We start from the raw sequence: 18,096 nt of genomic DNA, 5'->3' as shown, positions 1-18,096 counted from the left end.
GCGTGCCCGGACCCGCCGGTGATCCATTGACGCCCGAAGTCCCTGCTCTTACGTTCTCGTTCGGACACACGGCCAGTGTCCGAAATCTCGAACGAAAGGGATCGGCGTGTCACTTCCCGAGCGCACCGCCCGCTTCACCCTCGACCCCGACTTCGCCGTCGGCGCCGTCGACCCCCGCCTCTTCGGCTCCTTCGTCGAGCACCTGGGGCGCTGCGTCTACACCGGCATCCACGAGCCCGGCCACCCGGCCGCCGACGAGGACGGCCTGCGCACCGACGTCCTGGAGCTCGTCCGCGAGCTGGGCGTCACCGCGATCCGCTACCCCGGCGGCAACTTCGTCTCCGGCTACCGCTGGGAGGACGGCGTCGGCCCGGTCGACGAGCGACCGCGCCGGCTCGACGTCGCCTGGCGGTCCACCGAGACCAACCGCTTCGGCCTGAGCGAGTTCATGACCTTCCTGCGGAAGGCCGGACCCGGGGCCGAGCCGATGATGGCGATCAACCTCGGCACCCGCGGGATCACCGAGGCCATGGACCTCGTCGAGTACGCCAACCACCCCGGCGGCACCGAGCTCTCCGACCGCCGCGCCGCCCACGGCGACAAGGACCCCTTCGGCATCCGCTTGTGGTGCCTGGGCAACGAGATGGACGGCACCTGGCAGACCGGCCAGAAGACCGCCGAGGAGTACGGCAGGCTCGCCGCGCAGACCGCGCGCGCCCTGCGCGGCATCGATCCGGACCTCGAACTCGTCGCCTGCGGCAGCTCCGCGCGCGGGCTGCCGACCTTCGCCGCCTGGGAGGCGACGGTCCTGGCGGAGACGTACGAGGTCGTCGACCACGTCTCGCTGCACGCCTACTACGAGGAGGCGGACGGCGACCGAGACTCCTTCCTCGCCTCCGCGGTCGAGATGGAGGCCTTCATCGAGGAGGTCGTCGCGACCTGTGACCACGTCGGCGCCCGGCTGAAGTCCGCGAAGAAGCTGACGCTCTCCTTCGACGAGTGGAACGTCTGGTACCAGCGCCGGCCCAACCCGCACGCGGTGGAGGACTGGCAGGAGGCCCCGCGGCTCCTGGAGGACGTCTACACCGTCACCGACGCCGTCGTCTTCGGCAGCCTCGTGATCACGCTGCTGCGCCATGCCGACCGGGTCGCGGTGGCCTGCCTCGCCCAGCTCGTGAACGTGATCGCCCCGATCATGACCGAGCCCGGCGGCCCCGCCTGGCGGCAGACCACCTTCTTCCCCTTCGCCCAGGCCTCCCGGCACGGCCGGGGCACGGTCCTCGACGTCCGCGTGGACTCGCCCGCCCACCCCACGGTGAAGTACGGGGAGGTCCCCCTGCTCCACGCCACGGCGGTCCGCGCCGAGGACGGCACCGTGACGGTCTTCGCCGTCAACCGCGACCGGGCGGCGTCCCTGCCGCTGGAGGTGACCCTGCGCGGCCTCGGTCTCGACCGGGTCGTCGAGCACAGCGCGCTCGCCGACGCGGACCCCGAGGCCCGCAACACGCTGGAGGAGCCGGAGCGGGTCCTGCCGCACCCGGTGGACGGGTCGACGCTCGACGACGGGCTGCTGCGGGCGGTCCTGGAGCCGATGTCCTGGAACGTCATCCGGCTGGGCTGACGAGCCCTGGGTTGAATCCTTTCACAAGGGCCGCCACCTCGGGCGATTCGAAGCGCTTCGAAAGATCCGGTCGCAAGCGTTGACGTGGCTGGCCGACAACCCTACTTTGTCCCAGCAAGCGCTTTCCTGAAACGTTCCATTAACGCACGGAGGACGAACTGTGCGCACTCAAGGCACTGTTGACCGTCGGAGCATGCTGAAGGTCGCCGGCGGCTCCCTTGCGACTCTCGGCCTGACCGCGGCGGGCTGTGGCACCGGCTCGGGCTCCGGAGACGGCACCGTCACCCTTCGGTACAGCTGGTGGGGCTCGGAGGACCGGGCCAAGCGGATCAACCAGTCGATCGCGCTCTTCGAGAAGAAGTTCCCGAAGATCAGGATCAAGACCGACTTCCAGCCCTACGCCGACTTCTGGAAGAAGTTCAACACCCAGGCGTCCGGCGGCAACGCGCCGGACGTCTTCCAGAACGCCATCGGCTTCCTGCGCAAGTACGACGCGAAGAACGTCCTCCTCGACCTGCGCGAGCAGGCCGGGGCGGGGAACCTCCGCCTCGACGGCTTCCGCGCCGGCCTGGAGAGGTTCGGCGAGGTCGACGGCAAGCTGCTCGGCGTCCCCGTCGGCAGCAACTCGATGGCCCTCGTCGTCGACCAGGCCGTCTTCACCAAGGCGGGGGTCACCCCGAAGCCCGGCTGGACCTGGGACGAGTACCACGCGGCCCTCGCCCGGATCCAGGAGAGCCAGGGCCGGGCCGGGGACGCGGGTCCGTACGGGATCATGTACCTGTACGACCTCTACCTGCGCCAGCAGGGCAAGGCCTTCTTCACCACCTCCGGCCTCGGCTTCACCGAGGCGGACCTGACGGACTGGTGGACCAAGGCCGCGGCGCGGGTGAAGTCCGGCGTCTACGCCGACCCGAAGAAGACCATCCCGGCCAAGCCCAAGTCGGCCGTGACCGCCGAACTCGCCGGCTGCGAGTTCACCTGGGACAACTTCGCCGTCCGCTACACCGCCGAGGGCAAGAGCAGTTACGGCCTGGCGCCCATCCCCACCACGGACGGACGCAAGACCGGACAGTACCTCGGGTCCCTCATGCTCAGTGCCTCCAAGCGCACCAAGTACCCCATGGAAGCGGCCCGGTTCATCGACTTCATGGTCCACGACCCCGAGGTCGGGAAGATCATGGGTTACGACCGGGGCGTCCCGGCCACCGAGGCCCAGTACGGGGCGTACGTACCGACCGACGAGGTCGGCAAGCAGATCGCCGCGTACGAGAAGCAGCTCGTCGAGTCCCGCGTCCTGGAGCCGATCACCCCGCACCCGGCCGGCGCCGACGTCTGCGAGGCCGCCTTCATGCGGCTCGCCGAGGAGATGTCCCTGGGCGAGCGACCGGTCGCGGACGCGGTGAAGCAGTACTTCACCGAGGCGAAGACGGCGCTCTCCTCCTGATGGACGCCGCCGTGACCTCCGCGCCGACTCCCGCAACGCACCCCGTGCCGGCGACCGGCCCGGACGGGGGGACCGCACCCGTGGCCTCCCCGTCCGGCGCCGGGCGCCCACCCCGGGCGGCGGGCCGCACGGCCCGCCCCCACCGGGCCCGCCGCGAGAACCTCGCGGGCTACCTCTTCATGTCCCCCTGGATCGCCGGCTTCCTCCTGCTCACCGCCGGTCCCATGGTGGCCTCGCTCTACTTCGCCTTCACCGACTACAACCTCTTCGACGCCCCGAAGTGGATCGGCCTCGACAACTTCACCGAGATGTTCGGCGACCCCCGCTGGCGCACCTCGGTCGAGATCACCGGCTGGTACGTGGTCATCGGCACCCCGCTGAAACTGGCCGCTGCGCTCGGCGTCGCCCTCCTGCTCAACCAGAGCCGGCGCGGACAGGGCTTCTACCGGGCCGCGTTCTACGCGCCCTCGCTCATCGGGGCCAGCGTCTCCATCGCCATCGTCTGGCGCGCGATCTTCTCCGACGGCGCCGCCGTCGACCGCACGCAGCAGCTCTTCGGCCTGGACGCCGGAGGCTGGATCGGCGACCCCGACCGGATCATCTACGCCCTGGTCGCGCTGACCGTCTGGCAGTTCGGTGCCCCCATGGTCATCTTCCTGGCCGGACTCAAGCAGGTGCCCAGGGAGTTGTACGAGGCGGCGCAGGTCGACGGAGCGAGCCCATGGCGTCGGTTCTGGCACATCACGCTGCCGATGATCTCCCCGGTGCTCTTCTTCAACGTCCTCCTGGAGACCATCCACTCCTTCCAGATCTTCGGCTCCGCCTACATCATCGGCAGCCAGGGCAACGCCTGCGGACCGGCCGACGGCACGCTCGTCTACACCTGCTACCTCTACATCCAGGGCTTCGAGAACAGCCGGATGGGTCTCGCCTCGGCGATGGCCTGGATGCTGCTGCTCGCCGTCGGCCTGGTCACGGCGGTGCTGTTCTGGTCCCAGCGGCGCTGGGTGCACTACGAGGAGGGGGCCCGATGAGCCTCGCCACACGCACGACCGTGAGGGCCGCGAAGCCCCGCACCGCGGGTTCCCTGGCCTGGCACCTCGGGTCCCTGGCCGTGCTCGCCGTCATCCTCTACCCCGTGGTGTGGGTCGTGGGCGGATCCTTCAAGCCGAACGACGAGATCGTCGGCAGCCTGACCCTCTTCCCCGCCGACCCCATCACCGACAACTACCGCCGGCTCGCCGACGGCATCGCCGACATCCCCATCTCCACCTTCTTCGGCAACTCCCTGCTCCTGGCCGTCGGTTCGGTGGTGGGCGTGCTGATCTCCAGCTCGCTCTCCGCTTATGCCTTCGCCAAGATCGGCTTCGCCGGGCGCGGAGTCCTCTTCACCCTGATGATCGGCACGCTGCTCCTGCCGTACCACGTGCTGCTCATCCCGCAGTACGTGCTCTTCCAGAAGCTCGAACTCATCAACACCTACACGCCGTTGCTACTCGGCAAGTACCTGGCGACGGACGCCTTCTTCGTCTTCCTGATGCTCCAGTTCATGCGTGGACTGCCGAAGGAGCTCGACGAGGCCGCCCGCCTCGACGGCTGCGGGCACCTGCGGACGTACTGGTCGATCGTGCTGCCGCTGTGCCGGCCGGCCCTCATCACCAGCGCGATCTTCACCTTCATCAACGCGTGGAACGACTTCATGGGCCCGCTGATCTACCTCAACGAACCCGAGAAGTACACGGTCTCGCTCGGCCTGAAGATGTTCGTCGACCAGGACGGCGTCGCCAACTACGGCGGCATGATCGCGATGTCGCTGGTGGCGCTGCTCCCGGTGGTCGCCTTCTTCCTCGCCTTCCAGCGGTACCTCATCGACGGCATGGCCACGTCGGGCCTCAAGGGATGAGCGCCCGTCCGAGGGGCCGGTTCCAGGCCGGGTTCGGCGTCTTCGCCGAGTGTCTCCTGGTGGGGGTGTGGATCGCCGTCGCCGCGCTGCCCCTGGTGACACTGCCGGCGGGGCTCGCCGCCGGCGCGGGGCACCTGAGGCGCTGGACCGGGGACGAGCAGGCCGGCCTGCGGTTCTTCGCGGCCGACCTGCGGGCGGCCCTGCGGGGCGGGGGCTGGGCGGCGGGGACCGCCTACCTCACCGCGCTGGTCCTGGCGGGCGCCGACCTCGCCCTCGTACGGGCGCTGCCCGTGCCCGGGGGGAAGGCGGCCGGCACCCTCGCGATCCTCGCGGCGATCTGGCTGACGGTCACCGTCCTGCGGGCGGCCACGGCCTGGCGGCCGGAGCTGCGGTGGCGGGCCCTCCTCGGCCCGGCGGCCCGGCGGTCGCTGCGCGACCCCGCGGGGTCCCTGCTCGTCGTCTGCGGCCTGGTGGTGATCGCCGCGTCGGCCTGGTTCTCCGCACCTCTGGCCGTGCCGGCCCTCGGCGTCCTTGTCGCCGCGACGGTGGCGGCGGAACACCGCGCGACGCTACCGGTCTGACCCACACTCCCGGGGCCGCGACCATCCCGGTCGCGCCGGGCCCGCGACCCCGGGGCCTTGGGCTGCGCCCCGCCCCGCCCCGACGGGGGCCGCCAGCCCGCCACGGGTCTGCGCCCTGCCCGTTGTGGGACGGCGCTCCACCCCCGTCGTGGGACGGTGCCCCACGCCCGTTGTGGGACGGCGCTCCACTCCGGTTGTGGGACGGTGCCCCACTCCCGTTGCGGGACGGTGCCCCACCCCCGTTGATGGGACGGCGCTCCACGCCCGTTGCGGGACGGTGCCCCACCCCCGTTGATGGGACGGCGCTCCACCCCCGTTGTGGGATGGCGCTCCACGCCCGTTGCGGGACGGTGCCCCACCCCCGTTGTGGGCAGTCGTTCCGCTGGGGCGGAACGGGTGGGCACAACGGGACGGCGCCCCGTGCCGGGCCTAGGCTTCCGCGCCCTGACCCGCACCCGGTGTGCGGCTCGCCAGTGGTGCGGGTCCAGGCACAGGGGGCGGAGGCGCCCGCAGAGGGCGCCGTCCCGTGTGCCCACCCGTCCCGCCCCAGCGGGACGAATGCCCACACGGGGGTGGGCTCAGCCCCTGCAGGGGTGCGGCCCACACGGGGGTGGGCTCAGCCCCTGCAGGGGTGCGGCCCACACGGGGGTGGGCTCAGCCCCTGCAGGGGTGCGGCCCACACGGGGGTGGGCTCAGCCCCTGCAGGGGTGCGGCCCCCCACGGGGGTGGGCCCAGCCATGCAGGGGTGCGGCCCCCAGGGGGTGGGCTCAGCCCCTGCAGGGGTGCGGCCCCCCACGGGTGGTCCGGGCCCGGGCACCCCCGGGTCCGCCGCCGTGGCCGACCGGTCGGGGCGTCGCAGGCCCGGGCCCGGCTCCGCCAGGTCCGCCCTTAGGCGCCGCGCCGCCCCCGTACCCCCCACTTCCGCAGGCATGCCCTCCGCATGCCCCTGAAAGGAGAATCCGTGTCCTCACTACCTCGTCGCTCCCTCCTCAAGGCCGCCGCCGTCGCCGGTGCCGCCGTGCAGTTCAGTTGGGTTCTCGGGCGCGGGGACGCCCAGGCCGCCGGGCCCGTCGAGGTCCCCGCGGCCGACCGGCCCTCCACCGTCGGGTGGCTGGAGCCCGGTGGGCTCGGGGCCGCCGGCGGGTCGACCTTCGGGGCCGCATGGCCGAAGGGCGCCCACCCGGCCGACCAGGCCTTCGCGCTGACCACCGCCGACGGCGCCGCCGTTCCCGTACAGACCTGGACCACCGCCCGCTGGCCCGACGGCTCCCTCAAGTGGACCGCGCACGCCGTCGGTCCCGAGGCCGCCGGGTCCGAGCGGTTCACCCTCGCCCCCGGGACCCCCGCCACCGCCACGAAGACCGTCTCCGTCACCGAGACGGGACGCAGGATCACCGTCGACACCGGCACGGTTCGCGCCGTGATGTGGAAGGACGGCGGGAAGCTCGTCGAGTCCGTCACCCGCGACGGAGTGAAGATCGCCACCGACGGCCGGCTCGTCCTGCTCCGGCAGAGCGACCTCGACGACGGTGATCAGGGCAACGCCAAGTGGGAGCGGTTCGACGGCGAGATATCCGGCGCCGTCGTCGAACAGAGCGGTCCCGTCCGGGCCGTGGTCCGGATCGACGGCAAGCACCGCAAGGGGAGCCGCAGTTGGCTGCCGTTCTCCGTGCGCCTCTACTTCTACGCGGGCTCCGAGTCCTTCCGCATGGTCCACACGATCACCTACGACGGCGACCAGAACAAGGACTTCATCCGCGGCCTCGGCGTCCGCTTCACCGTCCCCCTGCGCGACGCCGCCTACGACCGGCACGTCCGCCTCGCCGGCGAGGGCGCGGGCTTCCTCACCGAGGCCGTCCAGGGCGTCACCGGCCTGCGCCGTGACCCCGGCGCCGCCGTCCGCACGGCCCAGGTCAAGGGCGAGAAGCTGCCCGACCCCGCCACCTGGGACCAGCGCGTCACGACCCGGATGCAGTACGTCCCCACCTGGGGCGACTACACCCTCTCCCAGCTCTCCGCCGATGGCTTCGCCCTGCGCAAGCGGACCAAGCCAGGCCACGGCTGGATCCCGGCCGGCGGCGGTCGCCGCGCGAACGGCTTCGGCTACGTCGGAGGCGTGACCGGCGGACTCTCCTTCGGTCTGCGGGACTTCTGGCAGAAGCACCCCGCCCAGCTCGACATCCGGGGCGCGGCCGGCGACGCGGCCGAGGTCACCCTCTGGCTCTGGTCGCCCGAGGCCCAGCCCATGGACCTGCGCTTCTACCACGACGGCATGGGCCAGGACGCCTTCCCCGAGCAGCTCGAAGGCCTCAACATCACCTACGAGGACTACGAGCCGGGCTTCGGCACCCCGTACGGCATCGCCCGTACCAGCGAGCTGATGTTCTGGGCCAACGCCGCCACCCCCACCGCCGAGACCCTCGTCGCCCAGTCCGCCGCCGTCAGCACCCCGCCGCAGCTCGCCGTCGCCCCCGAGGACCTCGTCCGCGCCCGGGTGTTCGGCGGGCTCTTCTCGCCCGTCGACCGCTCCACCCCCGCGAAGGCGAAGATCGAGGACCACCTCGACTACCTCTTCACCTACTACAAGGACCAGGCGGAGCAGCGTCGTTGGTACGGCTTCTGGGACTACGGCGACATCATGCACACCTACGACGAGGACCGGCACCAGTGGCGGTACGACGTCGGCGGCTACGCCTGGGACAACTCCGAGCTCTCGCCCGACCTCTGGCTCTGGTACGCCTACCTGCGCTCCGGCCGCGCCGACGTCTTCCGCTTCGCCGAGGCCATGACCCGCCACACCGGCGAGGTCGACGTCTACCACCTCGGTCAGTGGGCCGGACTCGGCACCCGCCACGGCGTCCAGCACTTCGCCTGCAGCGCCAAGCAGCAGCGCATCTCCACCGCCGTCTACCGGCGCCCGTACTACTTCCTCACCGCCGACGAACGCGTCGGCGACCTCATGAGCGACCTCGTCGACTCCGACGAGACCTTCCTCGTCCTCGACCCCATCCGCAAGATCCGCACCGAGCCGTACACGCCCGACCGCCACGCCCTCTCCATCGGCTTCGGCACCGACTGGAGCGGTCTCGCCGCCGCCTGGCTCACCGAATGGGAGCGGGGCGGCCCCAAGGCCGCCAAGGCCGAGGCCCGGCTGCGCTCCACCATGGAGACCATCGCCGCCCAGCCCAACGGCTTCGTCCAGGGCACCGGTCTGTACGACCTCGACACCGGCCGCTTCGCCGTCGCGACCGAGCCCGTCGTCGGCGTCTCCCACCTCTCCGCCATGTTCGGCCTCGTCGAGATGTGCGCCGAGCTCATCGACCTCGTCGATATGCCGCAGTTCAAGGCGGCCTGGCTCGACTACTGCCGCTACTTCAACGCCTCCAAGACCGAACAGGCCGCCCGCTACGGAAAGAACTTCGGCACCCTCCTCCTCTTCCAGGGCCACTCGCGCCAGGACGCCTACGCCGCGGCCCAGTTGAACGACACCAAGCTCGCGCAGCGCGCCTGGGCCAAGTTCGACAAGAGCGACGGCTATACGGCGGCCATGGTCTGGGACAAGACGCCCGTCCAGGGCTCCGCCGCCCTCGAACCCGGCTACGAGCACCTGTGGATCAGCACCAACACCACGGCCCTGTACGGCCTGGCCGCCATCCAGAACCTCGCCCTCGTCGGCGACCACCTCCCGAAGTGAGGCACACGATGAGAACCGCAGCCGTGATCGCCGCCGCCGCGACCCTCCTCGGGTCGCTCGCCGCAGCCCCCGCAGCCCACGCCGACGGCCCCTACGGACAAGGCCTCGACCACTGCGCCGTCACCGCCGCCGGCGCGCTCGCCTGCCACTTCGACGTCGCCCCCGGTACGTACGACGTCACCGTCACCCTCGGTGGCGCGACCGCGGGCTCCACCGCCGTCACCGGCGAGACCCGGCGCGCCCTGCTCGCCGAGACCGCCACCGCAGCGGGGGAGACCGTCCGGCGCTCGTTCACCGTCGACGTCCGCGAGCCGGAGGGCGAGCCCACCGGACCGGCCGGCAGCCCCGGACTCGACCTGGTCCTCGGTGGCGCCGCCCCGCGCGTCACCGCGCTCCGGATCACCCCGGCCCCCGCCGCCCGGCGCCTCTTCCTCGTGGGCGACTCCACCGTCTGCGACCAGCCGGGCGACCCGTACACCGGCTGGGGACAGCAGCTCCCCGCCCACCTCAGGCGGGGGATCGCCGTCGCCAACCACGCCGACTCCGGCGAGAGCACCGTCACCTTCCTGGCGAACCCGGCGCTCTTCGACACGGTCGAGGCGGCGATCCGCCCCGGCGATCCCGTCCTGATCCAGCTCGCCCACAACGACAAGCAGACGGATGCGGCCACCTACCGCGCCAATCTGACCGGCCTGGTCGAGCGGGTACGGGCCCGGGGCGGCGAACCCGTCCTCGTCACCCCGATCGTCCGCCGCTGGTTCAATTCCGACGGCACCCTGGACAACGGCGTCGCGCTGCTCGTCAACGGCCTCGGGGTCGACCACCCGGCCGAGATCCGGGCGCTCGCGGCCTCCCTCGGCACCCCGCTGATCGACCTCACCGCCCTCACGAAGGCACGGGTCGAGCAGCTGGGGCCCGAGGCCTCCAAGGCGCTCTACCTGACGGCCGAGAAACGGGACAACACCCACACCTCGGTCCGCGGGGCCACCGAGTACGCGGCCCTCGTCGCCGCCGAGCTGCGGGCCCGGGACGTCGTCCCGGACCGGCTGCTCAGGTGAGGCCTAACGTGCCACGGGGGTGAAGGTCAGGGCGAACGCCGCCGGGGCCGCGTCCAGCCGGTGCTCCGGCAGCACGCCCGGTCCGCAGGACTGGGAGCCGATGCCGTGCTGGGCGTGGTCCAGGTGCAGCCAGAGCGTGTCGCCCGCGACCAGGTCGGTGTCGTGGGCGGCGGCGTCCAGCTGCTCGGTGGTCCAGCGGCGGGCGGTGAACGCGAAGGCCGGCTCGCCCTCCACCCGTACGCCTTCGCTCGCGGAGGTCAGCTCCAGCCACCGGGTGTCGATCCGGGCGCCGTTCTCCTGTGGTCGCAGGTACGGGGTCCGCAGCGCGTCCACGACGGACTCCCAGCGGCCGAGCCGTGCGGCGGCCCGGGTGTCGGGGTACGCCTCGCCCGGCCCGGCGCCGTACCAGACGGCCCGGTCCAGGGCGGCCGGCAGCCCGAGCCGGACCCCGAGCCGGGGCAGCGGCACCCGCCAGTCGCCCTCGGGGACGACCTCGACGGCGAGCCGCAGCGCGGTGCCGTCCGAGGTCCAGCGGTAGGTGGTGCGCAGCCCGACGTCCCGGGCGGCGGGCGCCACGCGGGTCCGTACGGTCAAGGAGTCTTCGTCCAGGGCGACTTCGTCGATCCGGTGCCGCATCCGGTGGAGTCCCAGCTCGCGCCAGAGCGGTCCGTGGCGCTCGTCGGGCTGCCAGGGTGCGCCCTCGTCGTTGTCCGTAGGCGCCCGCCAGACGTCGAGTCGCGGCCCGGTGACCGCCAGGGGGCCCAGAGCGAGGGGCTCGCCGGTGCGGGCGTCGAAGACCGCGGGGCCGAGGGTGATCCTGCCGTCGGTCGAGCGGACCGGCCGTGCACCGGTCGCCTTCCGCGGCGCGGGGGCCGGCGCGGAGGCGGGGACCTGGCCCCAGGCCACCTCGTGCCCGGCGGGCGCCCACGCGGTGTCACGCGCGAGCAACGCCCGTACGGTCCACATGGTTTCGGCCCCCGCCGGGTGTGCGGGCGCGGTCGGCAGGGTCACCCGCGCGCTCGCTCCGGCGGCGAGCGGCGGGACGTCGAGCGGGCCGGCGGCGAGGGTCTCGCCGTCGGCCAGGAAGGACCAGGTGAAGGCGAGATGCGCCAGATCGACGACGTCGTGGCCGTTGGCCACCCGCACCGAGTTCGCCGGGCCGGGGGTGATCCGTACCGGCTCGATCACCTTCTTGTACTCCACGAGCCCCGGCGACGGGGTCCGGTCGGGGAAGAGCAGCCCGTCGCAGACGAAGTTCCCGTCGTGCACCTCCTCCCCGAAGTCGCCGCCGTAGCCGTGGCCGTGTACCGGGTGGACGAGGCCGTGGTCGATCCACTCCCAGACGAAGCCGCCCTGGCAGCGTTCGTGGGTCTCGAACAGTCTTTGGTACTCGGAGAGTCCGCCCGGTCCGTTGCCCATCGCGTGCGCGTACTCGCAGAGGATGAAGGGGAGTTGCTGCCTCGCCTCCGGACCCTCGTCGGCGCGGTGGCCGATCTCGTCGACCTCCGCGTGCGGCGGGTACATCCGCGAGTAGAGGTCGGTGTCCGCGCAGGAGCGGTCGCCCTCGTAGTGGACGAGCCGGGACGGGTCGCGGTCGCGGATCCACCGGGCCATCGCGGTCAGGCCGGCGCCGGTGCCGCATTCGTTGCCGAGCGACCAGACGATCACCGAGGGGTGGTTCTTGTCGCGCTCGACGAGCCGGGCCGCCCGGTCGAGCAGGGCCGGGGTCCAGCGCTCGTCGTCGACCGGATTGCCCCGCCAGGCCAGGTCCTCGAAGCCGTGGGTCTCCAGGTCGCCCTCGTCGATCACCCACAGTCCGTACGTGTCGCAGAGGTCGAGGAAGGCCGGGTGCGGCGGATAGTGGGACGTCCGGACGGCGTTGATGTTGTGACGCTTCATCAGTTCCACGTCCTCGCGCATGGTCGCCAGGTCCAGGCTCCGGCCGCGCTCCGGGTGGAACTCGTGGCGGTTCACGCCGCGGAAGAGGATCCGGCGGCCGTTGACCTTCATGACCCCGTCCTCCACGGCCACGGTCCGGAAGCCGATCCGCAGCGGGATCCGCTCACCGCCGGCCGTGAGCACGCCCTCGTACAGTCGGGGCGCTTCGGCGCTCCACGGCTCGACCGGCACGGTCGCCGGCTCCCCGACGGCGAGGTCGAGTCCGAGCTCGGGCACGGTGACGCGGCCCGGCACGTCGCACTCGACGCGCAGGGTGCCGGCGCCGGTGGTGTGGTCGTACGAGGCGTGCGTGAAGAAGTCGCCCGGTGCGCCCGCCGGCCGGTGCAGCAGGGTCACGTCACGGAACACGCCCGGCAGCCACCACTGGTCCTGGTCCTCCAGGTAGGAGCCGGAGGACCACTGGTGGACGCGGAGCGCGAGGACGTTGTCCCGGGCCTTCAGGAGGTGCCCCACGGCGAACTCGTGGGCCAGCCGCGAGCCCTTGAACTCGCCGAGCTCCGTGCCGTTGAGCCAGACCCGGGCGCAGGACTCGACCCCGTCGAGGCGGAGCACGGCACCGCCGTCCGCCGGCCAGCCGTCGGGCAGGTCGAAGCGGCGCAGATGGTCGCCGGTCGGGTTCTCGGTGGGGACGCGGGGCGGGTCGACGGGGAAGGGGTACTGGACGTTCGTGTACGCGGGACCGCCGTACTCCGCCTCCTTGCCCTGGAGCACCCAGTGGCCCGGGACGGCGATAGCGCTCCAGCCGCCGGCGTCGAAGTCGGGGGCGGCGAAGGAGTCGTCCTCGGCGTCGGCGGTGGGGGAGAGGCGGAAGCCCCAGGAGCCGTTCAGGGAGAGGACGGTGGCGTCGGAGCCGGCGTACCAGGCGCGGGGCGGGAGCGTGCCGCGGCCGGGGGAGAGGTCTTCGTACCAGGGAAGGGCGTCCATGGTGCTCCTGACGGGGTGAGGGAAAGAAGTGTGCGGGAGGGAAAGGAGAGGTCAGTGATGCAGAAAGCGCTTTCCGTCCGGGATCCATCCCATCGCGCGGGAGGCCGGCGCACAACCCCGCGCGGCCGTCGGGCCCTTGGACTCTTCGCGACCCGCCTGGACAGCTCGTCGAGCAGCCGCTTAGGGTCGGGAGCCGGATCAACGGGCGGTCGCCCGGAACCATCACCGTCGGGCGGTCGCCCGGAACACCGGGAACTGCCGAGGAGCGCGCACGTGGTCACCCTCGCCGATGTCGCCCGCCACGCCGGGGTGTCGGCCAGCACCGTCAGCTACGTGCTCAGCGGCAAACGCTCCATATCCGCGCCCACGCGCGAGCGGATCCAGCACAGCATCGACGCCCTCGGCTACCGGCCGCACGCGGGCGCCCGCGCGCTCGCCAGCAGCCGGACCGACATCCTCGCCCTGATGATGCCGCTCCGCACCGGGCTCTACGTGCCGGTGATGATGGAGATCGCGATGGCCGTCACCACCACCGCCCGCTCCCACGGCTACGACGTGCTGCTGCTCACCGGCGAGGAGGGCCCCGAGGCCGTCCGGCGGGTGGAGGGCAGCGCCATCGCCGACGCCATGATCGTCATGGACGTCGAACTCGACGACCCCCGGCTGCCCTGCCTCCAGGAGGCCGAGCGCCCCTCCGTCCTCATCGGGCTCCCCGCCGCGTCCGCCGAAGCCGCCTCCTCGACCGGACTCGACTGCGTCGACCTCGACTTCGAGGCGGCCGGCGTCCGCTGCGTCGAGCACCTCGCGGGCCTCGGCCACACCGCGATCGCCGTCCTCGGCGAGCCGCCCGCCGTCTACGCGCGGGGCACCGGCTTCGCCGCCCGCACGCTCGCGGGACTTCGGGCCGCCGCCGACGCGTACGGCGTCGGGCTGCTCCACCGGCCGGTCGAGGGCACCTACGCGGCCGTCGCCGCCGCGGTGACCCGCGTCTTCGAGGAACGGCCCGGCACCACGGCCCTCGTCGTCCAGAACGAGGCCGCGGTCGAACCGCTGCTCGCGCTCCTGCGCCACCAGGGCCGCGCGGTCCCCGAGGACGTCTCCGTCGCCGCGATCTGCCCCGACCAGGTCGCGGCCCACGCCTCCGTTCCGCTCACCGCCGTCTCCGTGCCCGCCCAGGAGATGGGCCGACTCGCCGTGGAACGCCTCGTCGCCCGCCTCCGAGGCGAGGCCGCGCGCGGCACGGAACTGATCCCGCCGCGCCTGACCGAGCGCGCGAGCACGGGGCCGGCGACGGGCCGCGCGAACGCCGGCCGCGCAAGTGCCGCTCATACGGGCGCGGGTGCGGGCGCTGGTGCGAGTGCGAGTGCGGGTCCGGGGCCGGGTGTGGACGCGGGTGCGGCGGCCGGAGCCGGACCGTCTGCACTCGCCGAAGCGTCCGGGACCGTCGAACCGGCTCGGACCGTCGAATCGGCCCGGACCGTCGAATCGGCCCGGACTGTCGAATCGGCCCGGACGGCGGAGTCCGCCCGGACCGTCCGGCCCTCCCGAACCGCTCCGTCCGCCGCGCCCGATGCGTCGGCCCGTACCACCGAGGGCCGTCGTGGTCACGGTGGACGCTGACGTCGACGACAGCGCGACGGAGTTCCGGGCCTTCTTCGCGCGCCACTACGCCGAACTCGCCCGCCTCGCGCACCTGCTGACCGGGGAGACCGACGCGGCCGACGACCTCGCCGCCGACGCCATGCTTGCCCTCTGGCACCGCTGGGACCGGGTCCGCGCCGCCGACCACCCCGCCGCCTACGCCCGGGGCGTCGTCACCAACCTCGTCCGCACCCGGATCCGGGGCACCGTGCGCGAGCGGCGCCGGATCGCCGCCTTCTGGGACCGGCGCCCGGATCACGTCGAGGACCCCGACGTCCCGGCCGTCCTCGACGTGCGGACGGCGCTGCGCTCGCTGCCCTTCCGCAAGCGCGCCTGTGTGGTGCTGCGGCACGCCTTCGACCTCTCCGAGCGCGACACCGCGCTCGCGCTGGGGATCTCGGTCGGTACGGTCAAGAGCCAGACCGCCAAGGGGATGGCCGAGCTCCAGCGCCTCCTGGGCGACCGGGCCGCCACCGAACTCGTCGCGGGGAGGCGTTGATGGACGAGGAGCAGTTGCGCCGCGAGCTGCGCGAGGCCGGGCTCGCCCACCAGCCCGACCATGCCCGCATGCTCGCCCGGGTGGAGCGGGGCCTAGCCGCCCCGCCGCAGGCATCCCGGCGGCCCCGCGCGGGCGGCCCGAGGGCGCTCCCGTGGAGCGGCAGGCGCTGGACGGCCGCCGTGGCCGTGGCGGTGGCCGTCGCCGGGGTGGTCGGCGTCGGCGGCCTCGCCGTGACCACGCTGGACCGGGGGCCGGACGCCCCCGCCTCACGGCTGCCCGCGCCGGGCCCGGTCGCCGCCGCGGCGGGCACCATCGACCCCGGCAGCAACCGCTGGTGGGCGCAGGGCGATCTCGCCGTGACGACGGAGACGCCGTTGTCGGGCCTCGTCGTCGACGTGCGGGTCGCCCGTACGGCCGGCGTCGTGAGCACGGGCCACTGGCGCACGCGCCCGGCCGAGGACTTCACCGTCACGGTCACCGAGGAGCCGGGGGCCCTGCTCTACCGGTGGACCCTCAAGCCGGGCCGTACGGTGCCGCCGGGCCGCCACGTCTTCGCGGCCCAGTACAACCATGCCGAGGGGATGCGGGACGCTTCGGCCGACACGTACACCGTCGTCCTGGCGGGTGGCGACGGCGGCCGGGCCACCCTCCGGGGAGGCTTCGGCGGCGCGCCCCCCGCGAAGTGACCGCGTGCGCGCCCCCCCGCGAAGTGACGGCCTGAGCGCCCCCCGCGAAGTGACGGCCTGAGCGCCCCCCCCGCGAAGTGACGGCCTGAGCCCCCCCGCGAAGTGACCGCCGGCGCGGCACGCTCGTCCTGACGGGGCGGCCAGGGGTCACACACCCGTCGTGGAGCCGGGGCGGACGATCATCAGGACCACGACGACCGCCCACAGGAGGTTGAACACCCCGGTGAGCATGGCCAGTCGGGACGCCACGGGGCGGGCATCCGCCGCGGAGGACGCGCCCTCGGCCAGGGCGAGCAGGCGCCGCTGGCCGGGCAGGACGGCGAGGCCCAGGAGGGCCGCGGCGAGCGTGGTCAGCACCATCGACACGATCAGCCAGGTGTCGGTCAGGACGCCGAGCTGGGCGCCGGTCGCCACCCCGAAGACCGGGACGACGACGCCGGCGACGGCGTAGCCCGCGCAGACGCGGTGCAGGACCACGGCCGTCCCCGTCCCTCCGGCCGGCCCCCCGTCCTCCCGTTCCCCGCCGCCGCAGGCCCGGAGCGCGACGCGGGGGAACATCGAGGCGGCCACGGTGATCGACCCGACCGTGACGATCGCCACCAGGACGTGGACGGACAACAGGAATTCGGTCACGGCGCATGCCTCCGCACACAGGAGCTGGATCGGACCGGCAGCCGCCCTGATGTGTTGGCTGCCAATACGTTGTTCCCCTATGCATACACTGCCTACCGGTCTTTTGGGTAGGCTGCCTACCTATGAAGGCGGATGCGGTACGAGGGCACCTGGACGGGCTGCTGCTCGCGGTGCTCGAACAGGGCCCGCTGCACGGGTACGCGATCATCACCGCGGTCCAGCAGCGCAGCGGCGGCGTGCTCGAACTGCGTACGGGCACGATCTATCCGGCGCTCCAGCGGCTGGAGCGGGTCGGACTGCTCAGCAGCAGCTGGCAGTCCTCCTCAGGCGAGCGGCGCCGGCGCTGCTACGAACTCACCGAGGCCGGCCGGGAGACGCTGGCGGGCGAGCGGACGGCATGGAGCGAGTTCACCGCCGCGATCGGCTCGGTGCTGAACCCGACCGCACCGCCGCCCGGGCTCGCCACATGACCACCGCCCCCGCCACCGGCCCCCTAGACCCCCACGGCCCCCAAGACCCCCTCGCCCCCCACGACCCTCTCGATCCCCACGACCCCCTCGCCGCCTACGCCGCCGAGCTGGCCGCCGCCCTGCACGGACCGGCCCGCGCGAAGGCCCGGCTAGTCGAGGAGATCCGCGGCGGACTCGCCGACACGGCCGACGCCCACGCCGAGCGCGGCGGCCCGTACCCGGACGCGATCCGCGCGGCGGTGCGGGAGTTCGGGACGGTCGACGAGCTCGTGCCGAGCTGCCAGCGGGAGCTGACCCTCGCCCAGGCCCGCCACACCGCCCGGGCCGTCGCGCTCACCGCGCCCTTCCTCGTCGCCTGCTGGTACCTGGCGCTGACCCCCGCCGCCGACCCGACGGGGTCCGTCCCCCGCGCCGCGCAGCTGCTCGCCGCGCACCTGGCCGGAGTCGCGATCGGCGCCGCACTGCTCGCAGCCGCGACCCTGGCCGTCACCGGAACCCTCGCCCGCCGGCTGCCCACCCCGCCCCGGCTGCCCCTCCTCGTCGCCTGGACCGGCACCACCGCCGGGGTCGCCATGGCCGTCACGACGCTCGCGCTCGCCGTCGCCTCCGCCCTCGCCACGAACTGGCCGCTGCTCGCCTGCGCCGGCGCCCTCGCGGCGGCCTCGCACGCCGTCGTGGCGACCTCGGCCCGCGCCTGCCGCCGCTGCGCCCGCCTCCCGGTCTCCCGGACGGCGCGCACCACCTGACTTCGGTGTCGCACGGGGGCAACCCTTCCGCGGCCGGTGGCGACCTAGGGGGTGTCGTCACATTCCCGTCTGCCCCGCGGCGTTCTCCCCCAGCTACCGCTGGGAGGTGCCCCCAGGCACGCACTCTCGCCGCACCGGGTGGAAGCCCACGTACGTCCAGTACGTGGGCTTCCCCCCGGCACGCCGAGAGCACGCACCAGACGCCGCGGGGCCGCCCTAGGGGCGACGACGGGAATG

General features: G+C 73.1%; 13 protein-coding genes and 1 pseudogene. 12 read left to right on the top strand and 2 right to left on the bottom strand.

Annotated features, from left to right (window positions below):
* Positions 1 to 106 precede the first annotated feature (106 nt).
* The 7 genes from arfA to IE124_RS22735 all read left to right on the top strand — a co-directional run bounded on the left by arfA (position 107) and on the right by IE124_RS22735 (position 10,301).
* Positions 107 to 1,621, top strand: a complete 1,515-nt coding sequence (arfA, locus tag IE124_RS22765; RefSeq protein ID WP_189509770.1) for an arabinosylfuranosidase ArfA — start codon at positions 107 to 109, stop codon at positions 1,619 to 1,621.
* Between the two features lie 193 nt (positions 1,622 to 1,814).
* The gene (locus tag IE124_RS22760) at positions 1,815 to 3,065 is read left to right on the top strand and encodes an ABC transporter substrate-binding protein (protein ID WP_189509768.1); all 1,251 of its coding nucleotides are present in this window, start codon (positions 1,815 to 1,817) and stop codon (positions 3,063 to 3,065) included.
* Positions 3,065 to 4,099, top strand: coding sequence for a carbohydrate ABC transporter permease (locus IE124_RS22755; RefSeq protein WP_370468801.1), 1,035 nt, complete (start codon positions 3,065 to 3,067; stop codon positions 4,097 to 4,099). The genes IE124_RS22760 and IE124_RS22755 overlap by 1 nt, the downstream gene beginning before the upstream one ends.
* Complete coding sequence (locus IE124_RS22750) at positions 4,096 to 4,968, top strand: carbohydrate ABC transporter permease (protein ID WP_229832721.1); 873 nt, start codon at positions 4,096 to 4,098, stop codon at positions 4,966 to 4,968. The genes IE124_RS22755 and IE124_RS22750 overlap by 4 nt, the downstream gene beginning before the upstream one ends.
* Positions 4,965 to 5,549 carry a hypothetical protein gene (locus IE124_RS22745; protein WP_189509766.1) on the top strand — a complete coding sequence of 195 codons (585 nt, stop codon included), beginning with the start codon at positions 4,965 to 4,967 and terminating at the stop codon, positions 5,547 to 5,549. The genes IE124_RS22750 and IE124_RS22745 overlap by 4 nt, the downstream gene beginning before the upstream one ends.
* A gap of 961 nt (positions 5,550 to 6,510) precedes the next feature.
* Positions 6,511 to 9,243 carry an exo-rhamnogalacturonan lyase family protein gene (locus IE124_RS22740; protein WP_189509764.1) on the top strand — a complete coding sequence of 911 codons (2,733 nt, stop codon included), beginning with the start codon at positions 6,511 to 6,513 and terminating at the stop codon, positions 9,241 to 9,243.
* Positions 9,244 to 9,251: 8 nt separating this feature from the next.
* Positions 9,252 to 10,301, top strand: coding sequence for a rhamnogalacturonan acetylesterase (locus IE124_RS22735; protein ID WP_189509763.1), 1,050 nt, complete (start codon positions 9,252 to 9,254; stop codon positions 10,299 to 10,301).
* Between the two features lie 3 nt (positions 10,302 to 10,304).
* On the opposite strand, the gene IE124_RS22730 is transcribed toward IE124_RS22735, so the two are convergent.
* Positions 10,305 to 13,184, bottom strand: a complete 2,880-nt coding sequence (locus tag IE124_RS22730; protein WP_189509761.1) for a glycoside hydrolase family 2 TIM barrel-domain containing protein — start codon at positions 13,182 to 13,184, stop codon at positions 10,305 to 10,307.
* 273 nt (positions 13,185 to 13,457) lie between these two features.
* Here IE124_RS22730 and IE124_RS22725 point away from each other — a divergent pair.
* The 3 genes and pseudogenes from IE124_RS22725 to IE124_RS22715 all read left to right on the top strand — a co-directional run.
* Positions 13,458 to 14,474, top strand: a pseudogene (locus IE124_RS22725) (LacI family DNA-binding transcriptional regulator); the annotation flags it as partial.
* 319 nt (positions 14,475 to 14,793) lie between these two features.
* Positions 14,794 to 15,324 carry a SigE family RNA polymerase sigma factor gene (locus tag IE124_RS22720; protein WP_189509759.1) on the top strand — a complete coding sequence of 177 codons (531 nt, stop codon included), beginning with the start codon at positions 14,794 to 14,796 and terminating at the stop codon, positions 15,322 to 15,324.
* A complete protein-coding gene (locus IE124_RS22715) occupies positions 15,324 to 16,010 on the top strand; it encodes a hypothetical protein (RefSeq protein ID WP_189509757.1) in 687 nt (228 codons plus the stop codon). The genes IE124_RS22720 and IE124_RS22715 overlap by 1 nt, the downstream gene beginning before the upstream one ends.
* 147 nt (positions 16,011 to 16,157) lie before the next feature.
* Here the strand turns inward: IE124_RS22715 and IE124_RS22710 are convergent, their stop codons facing one another.
* Positions 16,158 to 16,643 carry a hypothetical protein gene (locus tag IE124_RS22710; protein ID WP_189509755.1) on the bottom strand — a complete coding sequence of 162 codons (486 nt, stop codon included), beginning with the start codon at positions 16,641 to 16,643 and terminating at the stop codon, positions 16,158 to 16,160.
* A 122-nt stretch (positions 16,644 to 16,765) separates the two neighbouring features.
* Between IE124_RS22710 and IE124_RS22705 the strand changes: the two genes are divergently transcribed.
* Entirely contained in the window at positions 16,766 to 17,113 is a 348-nt protein-coding gene (locus IE124_RS22705) for a PadR family transcriptional regulator (RefSeq protein WP_189509753.1), read from the top strand.
* A complete protein-coding gene (locus IE124_RS22700) occupies positions 17,110 to 17,859 on the top strand; it encodes a permease prefix domain 1-containing protein (RefSeq protein ID WP_189509751.1) in 750 nt (249 codons plus the stop codon). The genes IE124_RS22705 and IE124_RS22700 overlap by 4 nt, the downstream gene beginning before the upstream one ends.
* Positions 17,860 to 18,096 lie beyond the last annotated feature (237 nt).

The organism is Streptomyces narbonensis (genome assembly GCF_014649015.1).
GTDB classification, from domain to species: Bacteria; Actinomycetota; Actinomycetes; order Streptomycetales; family Streptomycetaceae; genus Streptomyces; species Streptomyces narbonensis.
Note: the sequence above shows the minus strand (reverse complement) of the source record. Positions and strands in the feature narration are given on the sequence as shown.

Coding starts and splice junctions, on each gene's coding strand:
- IE124_RS22760 (WP_189509768.1), top strand. CDS start 1,815: ATGCTGAAGGTCGCCGGCGGCTCCCTTGCGACTCTCGGCCTGACCGCG.
- IE124_RS22755 (WP_370468801.1), top strand. CDS start 3,065: ATGGACGCCGCCGTGACCTCCGCGCCGACTCCCGCAACGCACCCCGTG.
- IE124_RS22750 (WP_229832721.1), top strand. CDS start 4,096: ATGAGCCTCGCCACACGCACGACCGTGAGGGCCGCGAAGCCCCGCACC.
- IE124_RS22745 (WP_189509766.1), top strand. CDS start 4,965: ATGAGCGCCCGTCCGAGGGGCCGGTTCCAGGCCGGGTTCGGCGTCTTC.
- IE124_RS22735 (WP_189509763.1), top strand. CDS start 9,252: ATGAGAACCGCAGCCGTGATCGCCGCCGCCGCGACCCTCCTCGGGTCG.
- IE124_RS22730 (WP_189509761.1), bottom strand. CDS start 13,184: ATGGACGCCCTTCCCTGGTACGAAGACCTCTCCCCCGGCCGCGGCACG.
- IE124_RS22715 (WP_189509757.1), top strand. CDS start 15,324: ATGGACGAGGAGCAGTTGCGCCGCGAGCTGCGCGAGGCCGGGCTCGCC.
- IE124_RS22705 (WP_189509753.1), top strand. CDS start 16,766: ATGAAGGCGGATGCGGTACGAGGGCACCTGGACGGGCTGCTGCTCGCG.
- IE124_RS22700 (WP_189509751.1), top strand. CDS start 17,110: ATGACCACCGCCCCCGCCACCGGCCCCCTAGACCCCCACGGCCCCCAA.